Raw genomic sequence first — 23,304 nt, 5'->3', positions numbered from 1 at the left:
CGCTCGGCGCCGCCCAGGGGCCAGCTCACATCAGGTCCTCGAGGTCCGAGGCCAGGGTGTCGACCCCAGGCCCGACCACCACCTGCACCACGCGTCCGGAGATCATCACGCCGTAGGCCCCGGCGGCCCGCAGCGCAGCGGCGTCCACGCGGCCGGGCGACTTCACGAGGGATCGCAGCCTGGTGGTGCACGGCTCGATCTCGTCGATGTTGGCGATCCCGCCGAGCGCGGCCAGGATCGCTGCCGCCTGCTCGCGCTGGCTCCGCGGTCCGTGCATCGTCGTCACCTCGTCCTCCTCGGCGTCCGGGTCGACAGCATCTCTCACGCCTCGGCCGGGGCGGGCTGGCGTGGCACCAGGACCTTGGTGGGCGTGCCCAGGGGGACCCAGACGCTGTACCGGTCGCCGCGGTAGCAGGCCCGTGAGTAGGCGCAGGGCCCGGACTCGCTATAGGTGCGGCGTTCCGCGCGCATCACGGCACGCCGGCCCCTCATGCTGAGCAGCGCGGACTCGCGCTCGTCGGCCTCGGAGGCGGCGAGGGTCTCCTCGCCCCACGCGGGGTCGAGGCCGAACCTGCGCAGCGCCTCGTACACGCTTCCGGGCGCGCCGTGCTCGAAGAGGTCCGGCACGAGGGCGACCGGCACCCAGGTCTGCTCGATGCTCATGGGGGTGCCGTCGGCGTAGCGCACCCGGCACAGGTAGTGCACCAGTCGGCCCGGCTGGATGCCGAGGGCCTCGGCGACGTCGGCGGGGGCCGGGACCTTGTCGGCGGCGAGCACCTTGCTGTCGGGCCGCATGCCGCGTCGGCGCATCTCCTCGCCGAACGTGGTGAGCCGCATCTCGAAGTCGACTCGGCGCGGGGCGACGAAGGTGCCGCGCCCTTGCTCGCGGACCAGGATGCCGTCCGCCACCAGGGCGTCGACGGCTTGGCGGACGGTCATGCGGGCCACGCCGAACCGCTCGGACAGGGCGCGCTCGGAGGGGATGGCGTCTCCCACGTCGAGCTCGCGGGCCACGAGGTCGCTGACGTACTCGCGGACCGCCACATGCTTGCGCCCGCTGCCGTGCGTGGCGGGGGCGCCCGGGACGCTCGCGCGCCCGGTGGGTTCAGCCATGCGAGCCGCCCCTCCCCTCACCTGGTGGATATGACCCCTTGACACCATCATGAGGTCTAGACCAATGTGGCCGCAACTGGCTCAGACCTGCTGTTCTCGCCCATCGGCGCGGGGATCGTCACCCGCCGATCGGCATCGGGAGCGCGCACCACCGCGCCGCCACCCGCATCGCGCCGGACGTCAGCACCAGGAGTGCCCATGACTGCCACCGCCGCCAGCCCTGCCACCCATTCGCGCGGCGTCCCCGGACTCGCCCAGCTCCAGCGCATCGGGCGCTCGCTCATGCTGCCCATCGCCTCGCTGCCCGCGGCCGCCCTCCTGCTGCGACTCGGACAGGCGGACATGCTGGGCGAGGACGGGCTCGGGGCGCACGCGCCGTGGCTGCTGCCCGTGGCCGACGTCCTCGGCGCCGCCGGCAACGCCTTGTTCAGCAACCTCGCCCTGCTCTTCGCGCTCGGTGTGGCGATCGGGTACGCGCGCAAGTCCGACGGATCGACCGGCCTGGCGGCGCTCGTCGCCTACCTGGTCTTCTCCGGGGTGTCGGACGCCCTCTCGCCGTACGTGCTGGGCGAGGCCCCCGAGGGCGAGCCCCAGGAGCTCATCAACTACGGCGTGCTCGGTGGCATCGTCATCGGCCTGGTCACCGCGCTGCTCTACCAGCGCTACCACCGCATCACGCTGCCGCCCTACCTGGCGTTCTTCGGCGGTCGGCGGTTCGTGCCGATCGTCGCCGCGGTGGCCGCCATCGGCATCGCGGTGGTCGGGGCGCTCATCTACCCGGTGTTCAGCAGCGCCCTGACCGCGGTGGGCGACTGGGTCACCGGCAGCACCATCCTGGGCGCCTTCGTCTACGGCACGCTCAACCGCCTCTTGGTGCCGTTCGGGCTGCACCACCTGCTCAACTCGCTGCCGTGGTTCCAGTTCGGCTCCTACACCGACGCCGATGGCGAGGTGTGGAACGGGGACATCGCGCGGTTCCTGCACGGCGACCCGACCGCCGGCGCGTTCATGACCGGGTTCTTCCCCATCATGATGTTCGCGCTGCCCGCCGCCGCCCTGGCCATCGTGCACACCTCGCACGCGAAGAACCGCAAGCTCATCGCGGGGATCATGGGATCGGCGGCCCTGGTCGCGTTCGTCACCGGCGTCACCGAGCCGCTCGAGTTCGCGTTCCTCTACGTCGCGTACCCGCTGTTCGTGATCCACGCGGTGCTCACCGGCACCTCGCTCGCGCTCGTCAACGCCCTCGGCATCCGGGACGGCTTCGGGTTCTCGGCCGGGGCGATCGACTACCTGCTGAACTTCCGCATCGCCGAGCGGCCCCTGCTGCTCATCGTGGTGGGCCTGGGGTACGCGGTCGTCTACTACGTGCTCTTCCGGTTCGTCATCACCCGGTGGAACCTGCGCACCCCGGGACGCGAGCCGGACGAGGACGCGGACGGCGACGCGGCTCCAGCCCAGGACGTCGTGCTCCCGGAGCAGGAGACGGCGGGAGACGCCGTCGCCGCCACGAGCAGCCGCGCGACGGCCGACCGGCCGGGCCCTGACCGGGGCGGCGCGAGAGGCGCCCCCCGCCAGAGCGCAGACCCGGAGGACGAGCCGTCGTCCTGACCCAGGGGCCCGGGGACCTCGCGCCCACCCGGGCCTGGGACACTGTGCCGGTGCCCGAATCGCGTCTGACCCTCACCGAGCGGATCCCCGCCGACCCCCACGACCCCGACGCGCTGTACGAGGCGTTCACGGGCTGGGCGGCCGACGAGGGCCTGGACCTGTACCCGCACCAGGCCGAGGCGCTGCTCGAGCTGGTCAGCGGCTCGCACGTCATCGTGTCCACGCCCACCGGGTCCGGGAAGTCGCTGGTGGCCGTCGCCGCCCACTTCGTGGCCCTCGCGCAGGGCAGGCGCACCTACTACACGGCCCCGCTCAAGGCCCTGGTCAGCGAGAAGTTCTTCGCCCTGGTCGCGGCGTTCGGCTCGGAGAACGTCGGCATGATGACGGGCGACTCGGCGGTGAACCCGCACGCGCCGATCATCTGCTGCACCGCGGAGATCCTGGCCAACACCGCCCTGCGCGAGGGTCCTGACGCGGATGTCGGCCAGGTCGTGATGGACGAGTTCCACTTCTACGCCGACCCGCAGCGCGGCTGGGCGTGGCAGGTGCCGCTGCTCGAGCTGCCGCGCGCGCAGTTCGTGCTGATGTCCGCGACGCTCGGCGACGTCGCGTTCTTCGCCGAGGACATCGAGCGGCGCACGGGCCGCGAGGTCGCCGTCATCGCGAACGCCGAGCGCCCGGTGCCGCTCACGTTCGACTACGCCGTCGAGCCGCTGCACGAGCTGCTCGAGGAGCTGGTGCAGACGAAGCGCGCGCCGGTGTACGTGGTGCACTTCACGCAGAAGGAGGCCGTCGAGCGCGCGCAGTCGCTGCTGTCGATGAACCTCGCGACGCGTGAGCAGAAGGACGCCATCGCCACCGAGCTGGGCGCCTTCCGGTTCGGCCCCGGCTTCGGCAAGACGCTGTCGCGGCTGCTGCGCCACGGCATCGGCATCCACCACGCGGGGATGCTGCCGAAGTACCGCCGCGTGGTGGAGCGCCTGACGCAGAAGGGCCTGCTCAAGGTCGTGTGCGGCACCGACACCCTGGGCGTGGGCATCAACGTGCCGATCCGCACCGTGGTGCTGACGTCGCTGGTGAAGTACGACGGGGTGCGGATGCGCCACCTGTCGGCGCGCGAGTTCCACCAGATCGCCGGGCGGGCGGGCCGCGCGGGGTACGACACCGTGGGCGAGGTCATCGTGATGGCCCCCGACCACGTGATCGAGAACCGCAAGCTGCTGGCCAAGGCCGGCGACGACCCGAAGAAGATCAAGAAGATCGTCCGCAAGAAGGCGCCTGAGGGCGCGGTCAACTGGACGGACAAGACCTTCGAGCGGCTGCGCGACGCCCCGCCCGAGCCGCTGACGTCGAGCTTCGCGGTGAGCCACGCGATGGTGCTCAACGTGCTGGCCCGCGAGGGCGACCCGGTGGCGGCCATGACCCGGCTGCTGACGGACAACCACGAGCCCGAGGCGCACCGCTCGGGCCACATCCGCCGTGCCATCTCGATCTATCTGTCGCTGCGGACCGCCGGGGTCGTCGAGCGGGTGGCCCTGCCGGACGACGGCTCCGGCCGACGCCCCACCCCGCGCACCGTGCGGCTCACCGTCGACATCCCCGCGAACTTCGCGCTCAACCAGCCGCTGTCCCCGTTCGCCTTCGCGGCGCTCGACCTGCTGGACCGCGAGGACCCGTCCTACGCGCACGACGTCGTGTCCATCATCGAGGCGACCCTCGACGACCCGCGCCAGGTCCTCGCCGCCCAGCAGAACAAGGCCCGCGGCGAGGCCATCGGCGCCATGAAGGCCGACGGCATCGAGTACGACGAGCGGATGGCGCTGCTCGAGGAGGTCACGTATCCCCGGCCGCTCGCTGAGCTGCTCGGCGCCGCCTTCATGACGTACCGCAAGACCAACCCGTGGATCGCCGACCACGAGCTCTCCCCCAAGTCCGTGGTCCGGGAGATGCACGAGAAGGCGATGACGTTCGCCGAGTACGTCTCGGCGTACTCGCTCGACCGCACCGAGGGCGTGCTGCTGCGCTACCTGGCCGACGCGTACCGGGCCCTGCGCCAGACGGTGCCCGACGACGCCCGCACCGAGGAGCTCCACGAGATCGTCGAGTGGCTCGGCGAGCTGGTGCGGCGCACCGACTCGAGCCTGCTCGACGAGTGGGAGCGGCTGCGCAACCCCCTCGACGAGGAGGGCACCGACGCCCCGGGCGCCGTCGACGACGACACCCCGCCGCCCGTCACCGCCAACCCCCGGGCCTTCCGCGCCCTGGTGCGCGGCGCGATGTTCCGGCGCGTCGACCTCGCCGCGCGCGAGCAGTACGGCGCCCTCGCGCTGCTGGGCGACCTGGACGCGGACGGCACGCCCTGGGACCGGGACCGGTGGGCGGAGGCCCTCGACCCGTACTACGACGACCACGACGAGATCCTCACCGGGGGCGCGGCGCGCGGCCCGGCGCTCTTCCAGGTCACCCCGGGCGCGACGACGTGGCAGGTCCGGCAGACGCTCGAAGACCCCGAGGGCGACCACGACTGGCGCATCGACGCCGTGGTCGACCTGCCCGCGTCGGACGCCGCCGGCGAGGTCGTGCTCCGTGTCACGGAGGTCGGCCCGCTCTAGGCTGGACAGGTGGCGAAGAGCTCCAAGCACGGCCCGACCGGCACCCCCGCCCTCGTGACGCTCGCCGAGGCGGGCGTCGCGCACACCGCGCACCCGTACGAGCACGACCCCACCGGCGACGTGGGGTACGGCCTGGAGGCCGCCCAGGTGCTCGGCGTCCCGCCCGAGCAGGTCTACAAGACCCTCATGGCGTCGGTGGACGGCGTGCTGACCGTCGCAGTCGTGCCGGTGACCGGCAAGCTCGACCTCAAGGCGTTGGCCCATGCCGTGGGCGGCAAGAAGGCCGTCATGGCGGACAAGGCCGCCGCCGAGCGCGCCACCGGGTACGTGGTGGGCGGCATCTCCCCGCTGGGCCAGCGCCACGCCCACCCGACGGTCGTCGACGAGACGGTGTGGCTGTTCGACACGGTCTTCGTCTCCGGCGGCCGCCGAGGCCTCGACGTGGAGCTGTCCCCCGCCGACCTGGTCCGGCTGACGTCCGCCACCGTGGCCGAGATCGGCCGCGAGGACTGAGCCGTCGGCTCAGGAAGGCGTCAGCGGCCGTAGCCCGCGAACGACCGGTCGGTGCTGACGATGTCCTTGCCGAGGGGCATCAGCGAGATCGGCACCATCTTGAAGTTCGCGATGCCCAACGGGATGCCGATGATCGTCACGCACTGCGCGATGCCCGTGAGGATGTGCTCCAGGGCGAGCCACCAGCCCGCCACGATCAGCCAGATCACGTTGCCGATCGTCGACATGGCGCCCGCGGTCGGCTTGTCCACCACCGTGCGGCCGAAGGGCCACAGGACGTAGTTGGCCATCCGGAACGAGGCGATGCCGAACGGGATGGTCACGATCAGCACGCAGCAGATGAGCCCCGCCACGACGTACCCCACCGCGAGCCAGAAACCTGCGAGGACCAGCCAGATGAGGTTGAGCAGCGTCTTCATTCCTCCAGTGTCCTCTCCTGCAGCGCTCCACGACATCGGGGAGGGCCCTGAACCACCCCTGAGCCGGAGCCCCAGTACCTCGGGTTAGGGTCCTGGGCATGAGCGCGGAGCACCTGGACGACATCGGCGCACGCCTCGCGGCCGCACGGGCCAGGGTCGCGGCGGCCGAGCACGACGCGCACCGCGCCCCCGGGTCGGCGCGCCTCCTCCTCGCCACGAAGACCGTCCCGCTCGACGGCGTCCGGTCGGCCCTGCTCGCCGACGCCGCAGCGCGGGCGGGCGACCCCGCCGCCCCGGCTCCGGTGCTGGTCGGCGAGAACCGCGTCCAGGAGCTGGTGGCGAAGGCGCCACACCTGGCGGACCTGGCGCCCGAGGTGCACCTGATCGGGCCGTTGCAGTCCAACAAGGTCAACCAGGCGCTCGGCGTGGCCGGATGCGTCGAGACCGTCGACTCGGTGGCGCTCGCCGAGAGGCTCGCCACCCGGTGCGCCGCGTCAGGACGGGTGCTCGACGTCCTGGTGCAGGTCAACGTGTCGGGCGAGGAGACGAAGCACGGCGCCCATCCCGACGCCGCGGTCCGCACAGCCCTCGACGTCGCGGCCCTGGACGGGCTGCGCCTGCGCGGCTTCATGACCGTGGGCGCGCGCTCCTCCGACCCAGCGCGGGTGCGCGCCGGGTACCGGCTGCTGCGGGAGATCCGCGACGAGGTGCGCGACTCGGGCGAGCCGGGCGCCGAGGGCGCCATCGAGCTGTCGATGGGCATGAGCGGCGACCTGGAGCTGGCCGTCGCCGAGGGCGCCACGATCGTCCGGGTGGGCTCCGCCGTGTTCGGGGCACGCCCGCTCTGAGCGATTGACAGCCCGTCCCCCGGGGCCGACGGTGGATCATGGCCGCACCCGAGGGGACGCCCCCGCCGCCCGACCGCGCGTGGCCGGCGCTGCGGGCTGACGCGTGGGCGGACACCCGCGACACCCTGCACCTGTGGACGCAGATCGTCGGCAAGGTGCGCCTCGCACAGGAGCCCATGCTCAACCACTGGTGGCAGACCCCGTTCTACGTCACCGCCCGCGGGCTCACGACGTCCGCGTTCGCGAACGGGTCCGAGCTGGTCGACGTCGAGCTCGACCTCCTCGAGCACGAGCTGCGGGCGCGCTCGACCGACGGCCGCGCGAGCTCCGTCTCGCTCGCCCCCAAGTCGGTGGCGCAGTTCTACGACGAGACCCTGGCGGCGCTGCGGCGCATCGGGCTCGACGCGCGCATCGACCCCGTGCCGAGAGAGGTCGAGACCCAGGCGCCCTTCCCCCAGGACGAGCACCACGCGTCCTACGACGCCGGCGCGGTCGAGGCGTTCTGGCGCCAGCTCATCGCCGCGCACCGCGTGATGCGGCGGTTCCGCTCGCCGTTCATCGGCAAGGCGAGCCCTGTGCACTTCTTCTGGGGAGGGTTCGACCTGGTCGTGACCGTGTTCTCCGGGCGTCCGGCGCCCACCTGGACGGGGACCCCGCTGCACGTCTCCGCGTCGGTGATGGCCGAGGCCGAGTCGCACGAGAACAGCAACGCCGGTTTCTGGCCGGGAGGCGACGGCGAGGGCCAGTTCTACGCCTACGCCTACCCGGAGCCCGCGGGCTACCCGGATCGCCCGGTGCTCCCGGAGGGCGCGCACTACGACCCCGATCTGCGCGAGTTCCTGCTGCCCTACGAGGCGGTGCGATCGGCGCCCGACCCTGACGCCGCGTTGCTGGCGTTCTACCGGACCACCTACGACGCGGCCGCCGAGCTGGCGGGCTGGGACCGTGCCGCCCTGGAGACGGCCTGGCCGGCGCGAGGCTGACCTGCGAGGGGTCTCAGACCGGCACCGCGCTCCACGCCCAGGCCAGCGCGGTGTCGACCAGGTCGACGCGGCGGCCGTCCACGACCGCGCCGAGGTCGACCCACTCGGCGCCTGAACCCCACGCCGTGACGTCGTCCACCACGAGGTTGCCCATCACCCGCGCGGCGTAGACGATCCTCAGCAGGTGCAGGTCGGTGGGGCCGCGCCGGCCGACCGGCGCGATACCGGACCCGCGCGAGGAGTCGACGCCGAGCAGCGGCCCGATCTCCACGACGAACCCGGTGGACTGCAGCACCTCGCGACGCGCGGCGTCGGCGGGCTCCTCCGCGAAGCCCAGCCCTCCGCCCGGCAGCGTCCAGGCCAGCCCCTGGCCGCCGCGTCGACGGGTCAACAACACCTGCCCGCGGTCGAGGCACAGCACATGGGCCGACACCCGCACCGCGCGGTGCTGGTTCGAGACGTGGGACATCCAGGCTCCTCCCGGTTCCCCCCCGGCACGGAGCATCCGCGTGACGAACGGTAGCAAACCCACCGGTAACGCACCGCCGTCAGCCGCAGAGCACGTCGTCCGGGTCCTCGGCGGTCCGCGGCGTGACGGCCGGCTGCGGGACGTCCGTCCCGGCCGGGGGCGGGACGCCTCCCGGCGTCGCCTGGTCTCCCGTCGCGTCCGGAGCCGGCGTGGACGTGGAGCCCGGCGTCGGCTCGGGCGCCACCGGCTCGTCCGCGGCGATGCGCTGCCACAGGAGGTCCGCGTCGTCGGTCCACAGCACCCGGCCGGCGGACCCCGGCTTGGGCCCTGTCGGGACGGTCACGAACGTCACCTGCTCCGGGTCCAGCCCTCGCATGCGCCACCCCAGCCCGGCGAGGCTCCGCATCGAGGCCAGGTCCCCCGAGAGGGTCAGCGCCCGGGTCCCCTGCTCGAGGAAGCCCGCGATGCTGCGCGGGCTGGTCAGCACGTCGGACGAGGTCACCTTGCGCACGACCGCCCCGATGAACTTCTGCTGGCGCGGGATGCGCTGCGTGTCGGAGTTGTCGGAGCCGGTGACGTAGCGGGCGCGCACGTAGTCGAGCGCCTGCCCCCCGGTGAGGTCGTGCCATCCGGCGTCCAGGTCGAGGTCGGTGTTGCGGTGCGTGTCACGGATCGCCTCCGGGACGCACAGCCGCACCCCTCCGATCGCGTCGACCATGCCCTCGAAGCCGGCGAAGTCCACGATCGCGAAGTCGGCGCCCACGTCGATGCCCGTGTTCTCCGCCACGGTGGCCGCGGTGCACAGGCCGGCCAGCCCTGGATCGCCGGAGGCGCCGCCCAGCGAGAACGCCGCGTTGAACTTGTCCTTCGTCGGCTCGGACATGCGCCCAGCAGGGTCGCGGTCGAGGTGGCATGCCGGGATCCGCACCTCGGAGTCGCGCGGGATCGAGACGACCTCGACCCGGCTGCGGTCGGCGGCGACGTGCACCAGCAGCGCCGTGTCCGAGCGCATGCCGCCCACGACCCCGCCGATCTCCCCGTTGGCGCCTCCACGGTCGTCCGAGCCGATCACCAGGAAGTTGAGCGGGCGCCCCTCCCACGCGTCGGTGTCCGGCGTGGCCGTCGAGCCCCCCTCGTCGTCCCGCGCGATCAGCGCGCCCAGGTCCCCGACGGTGCGCACGTTGCCCTGCAGCCGCAGCACCCCGAACCCCGCGAGCGACCCGGCGAACGCCAGGACGGCGACCAGCACCAGGCTGAGCGTCCACGACGTCGAGCGCGGGCGCGCCGGCGACGACGCGTGGCGTGGGGCGAGGCGGCGCCCAGGCGGCTCGGCGCCACCGGCGCCCGCCGGGTCCGGCATCGCTGAGCCAGGGTGCGGCGCGTCAGGGTCCACAGCGCAACGCTAGGCGCCACAGGCCGTTCCCGCCCGGCGCTGACCGCCGCCTCAGGCCGGCGTGCGAGCGGCGCGGCGTGGGCGGTCGCAGGTCAGGGGACGCGCGCGGTCCACTCCGGGTCGGCGAACTTCGTCTCGACGAGGTGGCTCGCCCGCTCGAGCTCGTCGGGGGTGAGCGTGGAGTCCACGGTGCGGTAGCGCGCGCGAAACGACTCCTTGAACGCCTCGATGACCTGCTCCCGGGGCATCCCGGTCTGCGAGCGCACGGGGTCCACGCGCTTGTTGGCGCTCGTGGTGCCCTTGTCGCTGAGCTTCTCCCGCCCGATCCGGAGCACCTCGAGCATCTTGTCCGCGTCGATGTCGTACGCCATGGTCACGTGGTGCAGCACGGCGCCGCCGGCGAGCCGCTTCTGCGCGGATCCCGCCAGCTTCCCCGCGGGCGAGGCGATGTCGTTGAGCCCCGAGGTCGTCGCCTTGACGCCGACGTCCGCCAACGCCCCCAGCACCCAGTCGTTGAGGAAGGCGTAGGACTGCTCGAAGGTGAGCCCGTCCACCAGGGAGGCGGGCACCACGAGCGCGAACGTGATGCAGTTGCCCGCCTCCATGAACATCGCGCCGCCGCCGGAGATGCGCCGCACCACCGTCACCCCGTGGCGGCTGGCGCCCTCGGGGTCCACCTCGTTGCGCAGCGACTGGAACGAGCCGATCACCACGGCGGGCTCCACCCACTCCCAGAACCGCAGGGTGGGCCCGCGCCGCCCCGCGGCGAGCTCCTCGGTCAGCACCTGGTCGAGGGCCGCGTTGAACGCGGCGGTCTGCGGGGCCTCGTGGATCAGCTCGAAGGTGTGGTCGTGCCAACCTGTCGCGTGGCCCAGCGCCCTGCGCACCGCGATCGCCACGGACTCCGCGTCGAAGCCGACCAGCGTGGCGCCGCCAGGCAGCTCGCCGTCGGCCTCCGCCGCCGCCAGCGCGGCGTCGATCCGCGCGACGAGCTCGGTGACCCGCGTGGTGTCGGGGAGGCCCACGAGGGACCGCTCGATCACCCCGAGGGCCTCGTCGGGCTCGAGGAAGAAGTCGCCGCTGACGGTCACCTCCGCGAGCGCGCCGTCCCGCGCCTCGACGTCGACTGCCACGAGCTTGCCACCGGGGACCTTGTACTCACCATGCACGGCCTCAGCCTACGGCTCGCCCCCGGCGAGGCCGCCCTGCCCTCACGGCAGGGCGACCGCGGCCGCCCGTGCCCGCGCCTGCACCATGGCGTCGAGCGTGGCCTCGGCGCCGAGCCGCTCGCGCGCCTGGTCGGCGTCGCCGTCAGCGGGTGTGCTCGCGGTCCAGGTGAGGATGGCGTTGCCCACCAGCAGGTGGCCCCGCACCTGGGCCTGCGTGCTCGCGTCGGGGCGGGCCACCTCGGCGTGCTGCGCGAGCGAGGGGAAGTACCCCTGGTCCTCGATCGCCGGCGACGTGCTCACCTGCGCTGACTCGCCCTCGGGCCCGAGCAGGCTGTACTCGGGGCAGGCGTCGACGACTGTGACCAGGGTGCGGAAGGCGTCCTCGGCGGCGTCGGTGGACGCCAGCAACGTCACCTGCTGCTCGAACGTCACCTCCGCGTTCCCCCACGCGCGCATCGCGTACTCGACCGGCGGCTCGGCGACGACCGTGGCCGCCACGAGGCACTCGGGCGGCGACACCGACGTCCCTGGCTTGAGGCCCCAGGCCGCGTCGTCGCCCAAAGTGAGGGCCTCGATCCCGTCGGCCGCGGCCGGCGCCGCGTCCTCGAGGTCGCTCGCGGTCACGAAGAGCGCACCCAGGTCCGCCGCGTCGAAACTCGGCGCCGTCGGCGGGGCCGAGGGCGCCGGGCTCACCAGTCCCGCGCCCGAGTCGCTCACGCCCGGGGGCGCTCCACCGTCCCCGGCGCCCCAGGCCTGCACCACCAGCACGGCCCCGACCAGCAGGACCAGCACCGCGACCACCCAGCGCCACCGCCGTGCGGAACGGCGCGTGACCGCCGGGGCGTCGCCGTCAGCCAGCGCGTGCGGCTCGGGGACGTTCGCGGACACCGGGGGCTCCCTGCCTCGAAGGGCTCTTCGACCCTAGGACTCCTCGCCGGGCCGGTCGAGCCGAGGCGCTCAGCGCGGGGCGACCCCGTGGTGCCGAAGGCCCCAGATCGCCGAGTCCGTCAGGGCCTCCCACGACGCCTCGATGACGTTGGGCCCCACGCCCACCGTGCTCCACGACGTCTGCCCGTCGGTGGTCTCGATGAGCACGCGGGTCACCGCGTCGGTGCCGTGCATGGCGTCGAGGATGCGCACCTTGAAGTCGATGAGCTGGAAGGCCTCGAGCTCCGGGTAGGCCCGCACCAGGGCCTGGCGGAGCGCCTGGTCGAGCGCGTTCACGGGGCCGTTCCCCTCCCCTGTGCTGACGATGCGCTCGCCGCCGGCCCGGATCTTCACCGTGGCCTCGGCCGTCGCGGGCGTGCCGCGGCTGCCCGCGCGCTCCACGATTGCTCGCCAGCTCTCGACCTGGAAGTACCCCGGGCGGGCGCCCTCGAGCTCCTCGACGAGCAGCAGCTCGAACGACGCGTCGGCGGCGTCGAAGGTGTACCCGTTCGCCTCGGCCTCCTTGACGCGGTGGGTCACCCGGGTCAGCACCTCGGCCTGCCCGGCGAGGTCGAAGCCGAGCTCGCGGCCCTTCAGCTCGATGGTGGCGCGGCCCGCCATGTCGGAGATCAGCATCCGCATGTCGTTGCCGACGGCGACGGGGTCGATGTGCTGGTACAGATCGGGGTCGACCTTGATCGCGCTGGCGTGGATCCCGGCCTTGTGCGCGAACGCGCTGGCGCCGACGTACGGCTGCCGGGCGAACGGCGCGATGTTGGTGATCTCGCTGATGGCGTGCGCGATGCGGGTCATCTCCCGCAGCCCGCCGGCCTCAGGGCCGTCGGTGGCGAGCAGCTGCCGCCCGCCCTTGAGCTCGAGGTTCGCGACCACGGCCAACAGGTCGGCGTTGCCGGTCCGCTCGCCATACCCGTTGACCGTGCCCTGGACGTGGGTGCACCCGGCGTCCACGGCCGCGAGCGAGTTCGCCACCGCGCAGCCGGAGTCGTTGTGCGCGTGGATGCCCAGGATGGCGTCCGGCCCGACGGCGGCGCGCACCTCGGTGACGATCTGGCCGACCCAGTCGGGAAGCATGCCGCCGTTCGTGTCGCACAGCGCGACCACCTCCGCGCCCGCCTCGAACGCGGCCAGCACCGCGGACAGCGAGTAGGCCGGGTCGTCCCGGTACCCGTCGAAGAAGTGCTCCGCGTCGATGACGACGCGCCGCCCCTCACGCGCGAGGAACGCGACCGTGTCCGTGATCATCGCCAGGTTCTCGGCGCCCGTGGTGCGCAGGGCCCGCTCGGCGTGCCGCAGGTCGCTCTTCGCGACGAGGGTGACCACCGGGGCCTCCGAGTCGAGCAGGGCCCTCACCTGGGGGTCCTGCCACGCCTCGGCGCCCGCCTTGCGGGTGGCGCCGAAAGCGGCCAGCACGGCGTTGCGGAGCGTCAGCTCCTTGGCGGCGCGAGCGAAGAACTCGGTGTCCTTGGGAATGGCGCCGGGCCAGCCGCCCTCGATGAAGCCCACGCCCAGCTCGTCGAGCAGGGGGGCGATCGCCAGCTTGTCGGCGACGGAGAGGTTCATGCCCTCCTGCTGGGCGCCGTCGCGCAGCGTCGTGTCGTAGACGTGGAACGGGAGGCCGGGGCCGGTGGTGAAGCTGCTCACGGTGGTCTCTCTCCAGGCGAGTGGCGGGTGGCGGCGCGTGCGGACCTGGTGGTCAGGCCCGCGCGTCGCTCCCGGGACGGTGCGTCACTCCAGGATGGTGCGTGGCGGTCGCGCGCGGGATGGTGCGCGACAACAAAAAAACCCCCCGAAGGTGCGGGAGGTTGGCGCGTCTGCGGGTGGGCAGACGCGCTACGCGATGGCGCGGCGGTACGAGGCGTGAGGTGTCACGGGCGCCATCTTGCCACACCGGCCCCGGCAGCGGGCCCGAAACGCTGCCGCGCGCGCTCGGGGCCGCCGACGAGTCGTCGGCGGCCCCGAGCCTCACGCGAAACGGCGTCTCAGAGCAGGCGGTGCAGCCAGCCATGCCGGTCGGCCGCGCGCCCGTACTGGATGTCGGTGAGCTCGGCGCGGATGCTCGACGTCACCGGCCCTGCCTCCCCGTCGGCCACGGTGAGGTCGAACCCCACCCCGCCGAGGCGTCCGATGGGGGTCACCACAGCGGCGGTGCCGCAGGCGAACACCTCGGTCACCGAGCCGTCCTCGAGGCCGGCGCGGAGCTCGGCGAGCGGGATCGGGCGCTCGCGCACCTCGTGCCCGGCGTCCCGCACGAGCTGCAGGATGGACGAGCGCGTGACGCCCTCGAGGATCGAGCCGGACAGCTCGGGGGTCGACACGCTGCCGTCGGCGTGGACGACGAACACGTTCATGCCACCGAGTTCCTCGACGAGCGTGTTCGTCGACGAGTCGAGGAAGCACACCTGGTCGAAGCCCAGGGCCTGCGCCTCCTGCTGGGGCAGCAGGCTCGCGGCGTAGTTGCCGCCGCACTTGGCGGCGCCAGTGCCCCCCGCGCCGGCGCGGTGGTAGTCCTCGGCCACCCAGATGGACACGGGCCGCACGCCGCTGGCGAAGTACGGGCCCACGGGCGACGCGATGACCAGGTACTCGGCCGCGGCCGAGGGCCGCACCCCGAGGAACACCTCGGACGCGTACATGAACGGCCGCAGGTACAGGCTCGTCTCCTCGCCCGTCGGGATCCACGCGGAGTCGGTGGCGACCAGTGCGGCCAGCGAGTCGAGGAAGTCCTGCTCGGACAGCACCGGCAGCGCCAGGCGGTGCGCCGAGCGGGCGAACCGCTGGGCGTTCGCCTCGGGCCGGAAGGTCCACACCGAGCCGTCCGCGTGCCGGTAGGCCTTCAAGCCCTCGAAGATCTCCTGGGCGTAGTGCAGCACGGCCGTGGCGGGGTCGAGCCGCAGCGGCCCGTACGCCTCGACGCGCCGGTCGTGCCACCCCTGCTCGGCAGTCCAGGAGATCCGGGCCATGTGGTCGGTGAACGCCGTGCCGAACCGGGGCGCGGCGAGCGCTGCGGCGCGGTCCTCGTCCGAGGTGGGCGTGGCAGTGGGGCGGATCTCGAAGTTGGCGAGGGAGGTGGGGGACGTCGTGCTCATGGTTTGGCCTTTCACCAGGTTCTGCTCTGACGTTACCGGGTGAGGACGGCCGTGGTGACAGGTGCGCGGTCAGCCGGCGATGCGGTCGGCCAGGTCCTTGCCCACCTCGGCCGTCGACCGTACTCGCCCGCCGAGCGACGCGCGCTCGGCGATGTCGGCCGCGACCGCGGCCTCGACCGTCGCGGACGCGTCGGGCAGGCCCAGGTGGTCCAGCAGCATCGCGACGGACAGCACCGTGGCCGTCGGGTCGGCCTTGCCCTGGCCAGCGATGTCCGGGGCGGAGCCGTGCACCGGCTCGAACATGCTCGGGGTGGTGCGCTCGGGGTTGATGTTGGCCGAGGCCGCGAGCCCGATGCCGCCGGTGATCGCGGCGGCGAGGTCGGTGATGATGTCGCCGAACAGGTTGTCGGTGACGATCACGTCGAACCGCGACGGGTTGGTGACCATGAAGATCGTGGCGGCGTCGACGTGCAGGTAGTCCACCGTGACGTCGGGGAACTCCGCGTTGACGGCCTCGACCGTGCGGCGCCACAGGTGCCCGGCGTGCACCAGCACGTTGTGCTTGTGCACGAGCGTGAGCTTCTTGCGGGGGCGGGCCGCGGCCCGGGCGAAGGCGTCGCGGACCACGCGCTCGACGCCGAAGGCGGTGTTGACGCTGACCTCGTTGGCGACCTCGGCGGGGGTGCCCACCCGGATCGCCCCGCCGTTGCCGACGTAGGGGCCCTCGGTGCCCTCGCGGACGACCACGAAGTCGATGTCGCCCGGGTTACCGAGCGGTGACGCCACGCCGGGGTACAGGCGGCTGGGCCGCAGGTTGACGTAGTGGTCGAGCGCGAAGCGCAGCTTGAGCAGCAGGCCCCGCTCGAGCACCCCGGACGGCACCGTCGGGTCGCCGATGGCGCCCAGCAGGATGGCGTCATGGGCGCGGATCGCGTCGAGGTCCGTGTCGGTGAGGGTCTCCCCCGTGGTGTGCCAGCGCCGGGCGCCGAGGTCGAAGTCCGTGGTGCTGACGCGCACGTCCGTGCCGGTCAGGGCCGCCTCGAGGGCCAGCAGGCCCTGCTCGACGACCTCGGTGCCGATCCCGTCGCCCGCCACGACTGCGAGGCGGACATCCCGTGCTGCGTTGTTCTCGACCATGGGTGCAGGCTACCGCTCTGTCTCACGAGTCGGGACCTGCATCTCATTTTCCGGAACGGCCGCCTGGCGGTACAGGACCTCGAACTCCTCGAGCAGCACCGGCATCTCGGCAGAGAAGGGCTGGCCGCCCTCCGTCTGCGCGAGCCGGCGCCAGTAGGCCTCGTGCTCGCGGCGCCACGACTCGAGAGACCCGTCGTCCTCGCCCTCGGCGGCCGCGAACTCCGCGTCGACGTCGCAGAACCGCTCGACCCGCACCGCCGTGGTGCGGATCAGCGCGCGCGGCCGCCCCGCGCCGTCCAGCACGATCGACAGGTCCCCGGCGTTGGGCCGCGGCTCGTCGCCCACCTCGAACTCCCAGAGCGCCGTGGCGGTGGCGCGCTTCTCGCCGGACAGCACCAGGTCGAGCAGTGCGTCCGCCAGCGCGGGCGAGTCCCCGAAGGACCAGGCCGGCGGGACGACGGCGCCGAGCGCCGAGGCGCCCACCACCACCCCGATGCGGTCGATGCCGGCGCGGACCCGGGCGATCTCCCAGAACTGGGCGAGGGCGCCCTCGTCGGGGAGGCGGTGGTCGGTCGAGGTCATCTCGCCCTCCTGGGGATGAGTGTGGGTGGCGGTCGAGTCTCGCAGGTCACACGCGCGACGCACGCGGGAAGCGCGACAGCCCGGGCCCCGTCGACGGACGGGTCCCGGGCTGTCGACCGCAGGTCAGCGCGCCGCGCTGCCCTCGACGTAGTCGCTCTCGGACGGCTTGACCCAGGCGAACATCTTGCGCAGGTCGCGGCCGGTGGCCTCGATCGGGTGCGCCTCGCCCTTCGCGCGGAGCTCGGTGAACTCGGGGGCGCCCGCGTCCTGGTCGTCGATGAAGCGCTTCGCGAACGCGCCGTTCTGGATGTCCGCGAGGACGGCCTTCATGTTCTCCTTCACGCTCGGGTCGATGACCCGCGGCCCGGAGACGTAGTCGCCGTACTCGGCCGTGTCGGAGACGCTCCAGCGCTGCTTGGCGATGCCGCCCTCGACCATCAGGTCGACGATGAGCTTGAGCTCGTGCAGCACCTCGAAGTACGCGACCTCAGGCTGGTAGCCCGCCTCGGTCAGCGTCTCGAAGCCGTACTGGACCAGCTGCGAGGCGCCGCCGCAGAGCACGGCCTGCTCGCCGAACAGGTCGGTCTCGGTCTCCTCGGTGAAGGTCGTCTTGATGCCGGCGGCGCGCAGCCCGCCGATCGCCTTCGCGTAGGACAGCGCGAGCTCCCACGCCTGGCCCGACGCGTCCTGCTCGACCGCGACGATCACCGGCACGCCACGGCCGTCGACGTACTCGCGGCGCACCAGGTGGCCCGGGCCCTTGGGGGCGACCATGACGACGTCGTGGTCGGCCTCGGGCGTGATGTAGCCGAAGCGGATGTTGAAGCCGTGCCCGAAGACCAGCGCGGCACCCTCGTTCAGGTGGGGCGCGATCTCGTCGCGGTACAGGTGGCGCTGGACCTGGTCCGGCGCGAGGATCACGACGACGTCGGCCTCCTTGACCGCGTCCACCACGGAGAGCACGCGCAGGCCCTCGTTCTCGGCCTTGGCCCGCGAGGCGGAGCCCTCACGCAGGCCGACGCGCACGTCGACGCCGGAGTCGCGCAGGTTCAGCGCGTGCGCGTGGCCCTGGCTGCCGTAGCCGATGACCGCGACCTTCTTTGAGGCGATGATGGACAGGTCGGCGTCGTCGTCGTAGAACAGCTCAGCCACGGTGGTTCTCCTTGTGTATTCGGTGGTGATGGACGTCTGTGGTCGCTCGCGCGGGGCGGTCAGGCAGACCGGCTGACCCGCTCGAGCGCGCGGTCGGTGATGGAACGGGAGCCGCGGCCGATCGCGACCGTGCCGGACTGCACGATCTCACGCACGCCGAACGGCTCGAGCGCCGCGAGCAGCGCGGCGAGCTTGTCCGGGCCGCCTGTCGCCTCGATGGTCACCGTGTCCGGCACCACGTCGACGACGTGCGCGCGGAACAGCTGGACGACCTCGAGCACGTGGGTGCGCTGGGCGGCCTCGGCGCGGACCTTGACCAGCAGCAGCTCGCGCTGCACGGACGCGCTGTCCTCGAGCTCGACGATCTTGATGACGTTGATCAGCTTGTTGAGCTGCTTCGTCACCTGCTCGAGCGGCAGCTCGGCGACGTCGACGACCACCGTGATGCGCGAGATCTCCTCGCGCTCCGTCGGGCCGACCGCGAGCGAGTGGATGTTGAACGAGCGCCGGGCGAACAGCCCCGCGACCCGGGTGAGGACACCCGGCTTGTTCTCCACCAGCACCGAGAGCGTGTGCCTGGTCATGCTGCACCTTCTTCCAGGGACGAGGCCTGCGGCGCGAGGGCCGCGTCGAGGAGGGCGTGGACGTGCAGGGCCGTGCTGTCGAGCACGGGCACGGGGCTGTGCGCGGGGTCGTCGGGCGAGATGAGCATCGACAGCTCGGTGCACCCGAGGACGATCGCCTGCGCGCCCTGCTCCACGAGCCGGCCGATGATCGCGACGTAGGCCGCGCGGGAGGAGTCGAGCACCTGGCCGAGCGCGAGCTCCTCGTAGATCACCCGGTCGACCTCGGCGGCGTCGGCGCCCGTGGGCATGAGCGTCTCCACGCCGCGGGCGGCGAGGCGGGCGGGGTAGAGGTCCGAGGCCATCGTGAAGCGGGTGCCGAGCACCCCCACGCGCTCGACGCCCAGGGCCTCGACCGCGTCCGCGACCACGTCGACCACGTGCACGACCGGCAGCCCCGAGCCGCGCGCGACATGGTCGTGGAGCAGGTGCATCGTGTTCGCCAGGATGCCCACCAGCTCGGCGCCGGCCGCCCGCAGCTGCTCGGCCTCGCGCTCGTACCGCTCACCGAGCGCCGCCCAGTCGCCGGCGCGCTGCAGCGCCTCGATCTCGGCGAACTCCACGGAGCGCAGCACCAGGTCGGCCGAGTGCAGTCCGCCCAGGCGGGCCTGGGCGCCCTCGTTGAGCTGGGCGTAGTAGTGCGCCGACGACTGCCAGGACGTGCCGCCGAGGAGCCCGATCCGTCGCACTCAGTCCTCCCGGTCCCACGCGGGCGTGATGCCCCGCGCGTACAGGATGTCGTCGTTGCTGACCCCGGACGGCACCATCGGCCACACCATCGAGTCCCGCGAGACAGTGAAGTCCACCACCACGGGCTGGTCGTTGATCTCCATCGCGCGCTTGATGGTGGCGTCGACGTCCGCCTGGGTCTCGCAGCGCAGGCCGACGCAGCCGTACGCGTCGGCGAGCTTGACGAAGTCCGGGATGCGGCGCGTGCCGTGGCCGGTGTGCAGGTCGGTGTTCGAGTAGCGGGACTCGTAGAACAGCGTCTGCCACTGGCGCACCATGCCGAGCGACGAGTTGTTGATGACCGCGACCTTGATCGGGATCTCGTTGATCGCGCAGGTGGCGAGCTCCTGGTTGGTCATCTGGAAGCAGCCGTCGCCGTCGATCGCCCACACGGTGCGGCCCGGCTCCCCCACCTTGGCGCCCATGGCGGCGGGCACCGCGAATCCCATGGTGCCCAGGCCGCCCGAGTTGAGCCACGAGTTGGGGCGCTCGTAGCGGATGAACTGCGAGGCCCACATCTGGTGCTGGCCGACGCCCGCGACGAAGATCGAGTCCGGCCCGGAGATGGCGCCGATGCGCGAGATGACGTGCTGCGGGGCGAGGTGGCCGTCGCTGGGCTCGTCGTACCCGAGGGGGAACGTCTCGCGCAGCTTGTCGAGCTCGCTCCACCAGGCGCCCAGGTCCGGGCGGCCGTGCTGCGTGTGCTCGCGGGCGAGCTCGGGCAGCAGGTCGGCGATGACCTCGCGCAGGTCCCCGACGATCGGCACGTCGACGGCGCGGTTCTTGCCGATCTCGGCGGGGTCGATGTCGGCGTGCACGATGGTCGCGTTCGGCGCGAAGCTCGACAGCTTGCCGGTGACGCGGTCGTCGAACCGCGCGCCCAGGCTGACCACCAGGTCGGCCTTCTGCAGGGCGGCGACAGCCGCGACGGTGCCGTGCATGCCGGGCATCCCCAGGTGCTGCGGGTGCGAGTCGGGCAGCGCGCCGCGGGCCATCAGCGTGGTCACGGCCGCGGCGCCCGAGGCGTCGACGAGCTGGCGCAGCTCGGCGGACGCGCCCGAGCGGATCGCGCCGCCGCCGATGTACAGGACCGGTCGGCGCGCGGTGGCGAGCAGGCGCGCGGCCTCGCGGATCTGCTTGGCGTGCGGCTTCGTGACCGGGTGGTAGCCGGGCAGGTCGAGCTCCTGGGGCCACGAGAACGTGGTCTGGGTCTGCATGGCCGACTTCGCGATGTCCACGAGCACCGGCCCGGGCCGGCCCGTCGAGGCGATGTGGAAGGCCTCGGCGATGACCCGCGGGATGTCGGCCGGGTCGGTCACCAGGAAGTTGTGCTTGGTGATCGGCAGCGTGATGCCGACGATGTCGGCCTCCTGGAACGCGTCCGTGCCGATCAGCGACGCGCCGACCTGGCCCGTGATCGCCACCATCGGGATCGAGTCCATGTTGGCGTCGGCGATGGGGGTCACCAGGTTGGTGGCGCCAGGGCCGGACGTCGCCATGCAGACCCCGACCCGTCCCGTGGCGTGCGCGTAGCCCGACGCGGCATGACCGGCGCCCTGCTCGTGCCGCACCAGGATGTGGCGGAGCTTGGTCGAGTCCATCAGGGGGTCGTAGGTCGGCAGGATCGCGCCGCCCGGGATCCCGAAGACGACCTCGGCCCCGGCCTCCTCGAGCGACCGGACGATCGACTGGGCGCCCGTCACCTGCTCCGGCACGACCGTCCCCTGCTGGACGGGCTGGTGCGCGCTGGCGAGCCGCGGCTCGACCGTGGCGCGCACCGAGGCGGGCGTGGCGGCCGTCGTGCGCTGAGGTGCGGGGTGGGTGCCCTGGACCATGGTTTCTCCCTGGCGTCGGTGCTGGAGCTGGGTGCTGCTGGTCGATCGTGGCGCCGCACGGTGGCCCGTGCGGCTGGCATAGAAAAACCCCTCGGCCCTAGAGGGCTGGACGAGGGGTGCGCGCGCGGACGAGGTTCCGGGGAGGTGGCCTCAGCCTGCGCGCCCGGGAAGTACTACAGCGAGGATCGTCTGCACGGACAGGACTGTACGCCGGTCGCTTGGGGAATGTCACGCCCTTCCCCCGCTGTCTCACATCGTGGTGCACGCGTCCACTTCTCGGACGAGGCTCGTGCCCCACCTGGGCGGACGCCGCGCGTCGTCACCCGAGCACGGCCCCCACCGAGGCGGATCGCACCAGCTTCACGTACTTGCCGAGCACCCCGCGCGTGTACCGCGGCGGCAACGGCTCCCAGCCTGCGGCGCGCGCCGCCAGCTCCTCGGCCGGCACGAGCAGGTCCAGCGTCGCGTTCGCCACGTCGAGGCGGATCCGGTCGCCGTCCCGCACGAACGCGATGGGCCCGGCGTCGACGGCCTCCGGCGCCACGTGGCCGACGCACAGACCCGTCGTCCCGCCCGAGAACCTCCCGTCGGTGAGCAGGAGCACGTCCTTCCCCAGCCCGGCGCCCTTGATCGCGCCCGTGATCGCCAGCATCTCCCGCATGCCCGGGCCGCCCTTGGGGCCCTCGTACCGGATCACCACCACGTCGCCCCCGGTGATGGTGCCGTCCTCGAGCGCGTCCATCGCCGCCCGCTCGCGGTCGAAGACCCGCGCCGTGCCCTCGAACACGTCCGAGTCGAACCCCGCCGACTTCACCACGGCGCCCTCCGGCGCGAGCGAGCCCCGCAGGATCGTGATCCCGCCCGACCGGTGGATCGGGTCGCCCATCGCCCGCAGGATCTTGCCGTCCGGGTCCGGTGGCGCGACGTCCGCGAGGTTCTCCGCGACCGTCCGGCCCGTGACCGTCAGGCAGTCTCCGTGCAGCAGGCCGGCGTCGAGCAGGGCCTTCATCACCACCGGCACCCCGCCGACCCGGTCCACGTCGGTCATCACGTACCGCCCGAACGGCTTGAGGTCTCCCAGGTGCGGCACGCGCGCGGCGACCCGCGCGAAGTCGTCGAGTGTCAGGTCGACCTCGGCCTCGTGCGCGATCGCGAGCAGGTGCAGCACGGCGTTCGTCGAGCCGCCGAAGGCCATCACCACCGCGATCGCGTTCTCGAAGGCCCGCTTGGTCATGATCTGCCGGGCGGTGATCCCGCGGCGCAGCAGCTCCACGACGGCCTCGCCGGACTGCCGCGCGTAGACGTCGCGGCGCCGGTCGACCGCCGGTGGCGCCGCCGAGCCCGGCAGCGACATCCCCATCGCCTCCGCCACCGAGGCCATCGTGTTCGCGGTGTACATCCCGCCGCACGCGCCCTCCCCCGGGCAGATCGCGCGCTCGATGCGGCCCACGTCCTCGCGGCTCATGATCCCGCGCGCGCAGGCGCCGACCGCCTCGAAGGCGTCGATGATCGTGACCTCCTTCTCGGTGCCGTCCTCGAGGGTCACGAAGCCGGGGAGCGTCGACCCCGCGTAGAGGAACACGCTGGCCAGGTCGAGGCGGGCCGCCGCCATCAGCATGCCCGGCAGGGACTTGTCGCAGCCCGCGAGCAGCACCGAGCCATCCAGGCGCTCGGCCTGCATCACCACCTCGACCGAGTCCGCGATGACGTCGCGGCTCACCAGCGAGAAGTGCATGCCCTCGTGGCCCATCGAGATGCCGTCCGACACCGAGATGGTGCCGAACTCGAGCGGGAACCCGCCGGCCTCGTGCACGCCCTCCTTGACGGCCGTCGCGAGCCGGGCAAGGGACAGGTTGCACGGGGTGATCTCGTTCCACGAGCTCGCGACGCCGATCTGCGGCTTGGCGAAGTCCTCGTCGCCGAGTCCGACAGCGCGCAGCATCCCCCGCGCGGCGGTGGCCTCGAGGCCGTCCGTGACCTGCCGCGACCGGGGTTTGACGTCGACCCCGGGAACCGTCGACCCCGCCTGGCTCTCCGCGTCAGTGGCCATGCCTCGGAGTCTAGGACCGGGCGTCAACGGCA

Annotated in this window: 21 protein-coding genes; 5 read left to right on the top strand and 16 right to left on the bottom strand. The window is 72.7% G+C overall.

Annotated features, from left to right (window positions below):
* Positions 1–25: 25 nt before the first annotated feature.
* Positions 26–277, bottom strand: coding sequence for a PTS transporter subunit EIIB (locus tag NP064_RS05365; RefSeq protein WP_227570631.1), 252 nt, complete (start codon positions 275–277; stop codon positions 26–28).
* Positions 278–321: 44 nt separating this feature from the next.
* A complete protein-coding gene (locus NP064_RS05360; protein WP_227570569.1) occupies positions 322–1,113 on the bottom strand; it encodes a GntR family transcriptional regulator in 792 nt (263 codons plus the stop codon).
* A gap of 198 nt (positions 1,114–1,311) precedes the next feature.
* Between NP064_RS05360 and NP064_RS05355 the strand changes: the two genes are divergently transcribed.
* Genes NP064_RS05355 through ybaK form a run of 3 tightly spaced genes read left to right on the top strand, consistent with a single transcriptional unit; the run spans position 1,312 to position 5,849 of the window.
* Complete coding sequence (locus NP064_RS05355) at positions 1,312–2,724, top strand: PTS transporter subunit EIIC (protein WP_227570568.1); 1,413 nt, start codon at positions 1,312–1,314, stop codon at positions 2,722–2,724.
* A gap of 50 nt (positions 2,725–2,774) precedes the next feature.
* Positions 2,775–5,336 (top strand): DEAD/DEAH box helicase, encoded by a 2,562-nt coding sequence (locus NP064_RS05350; RefSeq protein WP_227570567.1) that lies wholly within the window; start codon positions 2,775–2,777, stop codon positions 5,334–5,336.
* Between the two features lie 9 nt (positions 5,337–5,345).
* Positions 5,346–5,849, top strand: a complete 504-nt coding sequence (gene ybaK, locus NP064_RS05345) for a Cys-tRNA(Pro) deacylase (RefSeq protein WP_227570566.1) — start codon at positions 5,346–5,348, stop codon at positions 5,847–5,849.
* 20 nt (positions 5,850–5,869) lie between these two features.
* Here the strand turns inward: ybaK and NP064_RS05340 are convergent, their stop codons facing one another.
* Positions 5,870–6,268, bottom strand: a complete 399-nt coding sequence (locus NP064_RS05340) for a YccF domain-containing protein (protein WP_227570565.1) — start codon at positions 6,266–6,268, stop codon at positions 5,870–5,872.
* 98 nt (positions 6,269–6,366) lie between these two features.
* Here NP064_RS05340 and NP064_RS05335 point away from each other — a divergent pair, with 98 nt between their 5' ends.
* Together NP064_RS05335 and NP064_RS05330 are read left to right on the top strand one after the other, a co-directional pair.
* On the top strand, positions 6,367–7,116 hold the full coding sequence (locus tag NP064_RS05335; protein WP_227570564.1) for a YggS family pyridoxal phosphate-dependent enzyme: 750 nt from the start codon (positions 6,367–6,369) through the stop codon (positions 7,114–7,116).
* A gap of 38 nt (positions 7,117–7,154) precedes the next feature.
* Positions 7,155–8,099: a DUF5996 family protein gene (locus tag NP064_RS05330; RefSeq protein WP_227570563.1), complete on the top strand. Its 945-nt coding sequence runs from the start codon at positions 7,155–7,157 to the stop codon at positions 8,097–8,099.
* 13 nt (positions 8,100–8,112) lie between these two features.
* Here the strand turns inward: NP064_RS05330 and NP064_RS05325 are convergent, their stop codons facing one another.
* From NP064_RS05325 to ilvD, 13 genes are all read right to left on the bottom strand, one after another.
* Positions 8,113–8,568 (bottom strand): NUDIX hydrolase, encoded by a 456-nt coding sequence (locus NP064_RS05325; RefSeq protein WP_227570562.1) that lies wholly within the window; start codon positions 8,566–8,568, stop codon positions 8,113–8,115.
* A gap of 79 nt (positions 8,569–8,647) precedes the next feature.
* Positions 8,648–9,961: an LCP family protein gene (locus NP064_RS05320; protein WP_227570561.1), complete on the bottom strand. Its 1,314-nt coding sequence runs from the start codon at positions 9,959–9,961 to the stop codon at positions 8,648–8,650.
* A 92-nt stretch (positions 9,962–10,053) separates the two neighbouring features.
* Positions 10,054–11,130 (bottom strand): lipoate-protein ligase LplAB, encoded by a 1,077-nt coding sequence (gene lplAB, locus NP064_RS05315; RefSeq protein ID WP_227570560.1) that lies wholly within the window; start codon positions 11,128–11,130, stop codon positions 10,054–10,056.
* A gap of 42 nt (positions 11,131–11,172) precedes the next feature.
* Positions 11,173–12,018, bottom strand: a complete 846-nt coding sequence (locus NP064_RS05310) for a hypothetical protein (RefSeq protein ID WP_227570559.1) — start codon at positions 12,016–12,018, stop codon at positions 11,173–11,175.
* Between the two features lie 69 nt (positions 12,019–12,087).
* Positions 12,088–13,719 carry a citramalate synthase gene (cimA, locus tag NP064_RS05305; protein WP_227570558.1) on the bottom strand — a complete coding sequence of 544 codons (1,632 nt, stop codon included), beginning with the start codon at positions 13,717–13,719 and terminating at the stop codon, positions 12,088–12,090.
* 338 nt (positions 13,720–14,057) lie between these two features.
* Positions 14,058–15,164 carry a branched-chain amino acid aminotransferase gene (locus tag NP064_RS05300; protein ID WP_227570557.1) on the bottom strand — a complete coding sequence of 369 codons (1,107 nt, stop codon included), beginning with the start codon at positions 15,162–15,164 and terminating at the stop codon, positions 14,058–14,060.
* Between the two features lie 69 nt (positions 15,165–15,233).
* Positions 15,234–16,301: a 3-isopropylmalate dehydrogenase gene (locus NP064_RS05295; RefSeq protein WP_227570556.1), complete on the bottom strand. Its 1,068-nt coding sequence runs from the start codon at positions 16,299–16,301 to the stop codon at positions 15,234–15,236.
* Between the two features lie 9 nt (positions 16,302–16,310).
* Positions 16,311–16,883, bottom strand: coding sequence for an ASCH domain-containing protein (locus tag NP064_RS05290; RefSeq protein WP_227570555.1), 573 nt, complete (start codon positions 16,881–16,883; stop codon positions 16,311–16,313).
* Between the two features lie 123 nt (positions 16,884–17,006).
* A complete protein-coding gene (gene ilvC, locus NP064_RS05285; protein WP_227570554.1) occupies positions 17,007–18,035 on the bottom strand; it encodes a ketol-acid reductoisomerase in 1,029 nt (342 codons plus the stop codon).
* A gap of 59 nt (positions 18,036–18,094) precedes the next feature.
* Positions 18,095–18,619 (bottom strand): acetolactate synthase small subunit, encoded by a 525-nt coding sequence (gene ilvN, locus NP064_RS05280; protein WP_227570553.1) that lies wholly within the window; start codon positions 18,617–18,619, stop codon positions 18,095–18,097.
* The gene (locus NP064_RS05275) at positions 18,616–19,347 is read right to left on the bottom strand and encodes an aspartate/glutamate racemase family protein (protein ID WP_227570552.1); all 732 of its coding nucleotides are present in this window, start codon (positions 19,345–19,347) and stop codon (positions 18,616–18,618) included. Before NP064_RS05275 ends, ilvN begins: the two co-directional genes overlap by 4 nt.
* On the bottom strand, positions 19,348–21,222 hold the full coding sequence (locus tag NP064_RS05270; RefSeq protein WP_227570551.1) for an acetolactate synthase large subunit: 1,875 nt from the start codon (positions 21,220–21,222) through the stop codon (positions 19,348–19,350).
* A 319-nt stretch (positions 21,223–21,541) separates the two neighbouring features.
* Positions 21,542–23,272 (bottom strand): dihydroxy-acid dehydratase, encoded by a 1,731-nt coding sequence (gene ilvD, locus NP064_RS05265; protein ID WP_227570550.1) that lies wholly within the window; start codon positions 23,270–23,272, stop codon positions 21,542–21,544.
* Positions 23,273–23,304 lie beyond the last annotated feature (32 nt).

This window comes from Cellulomonas chengniuliangii (assembly GCF_024508335.1).
Lineage (GTDB): Bacteria > Actinomycetota > Actinomycetes > Actinomycetales > Cellulomonadaceae > Cellulomonas_A > Cellulomonas_A chengniuliangii.
Note: the sequence above shows the minus strand (reverse complement) of the source record. Positions and strands in the feature narration are given on the sequence as shown.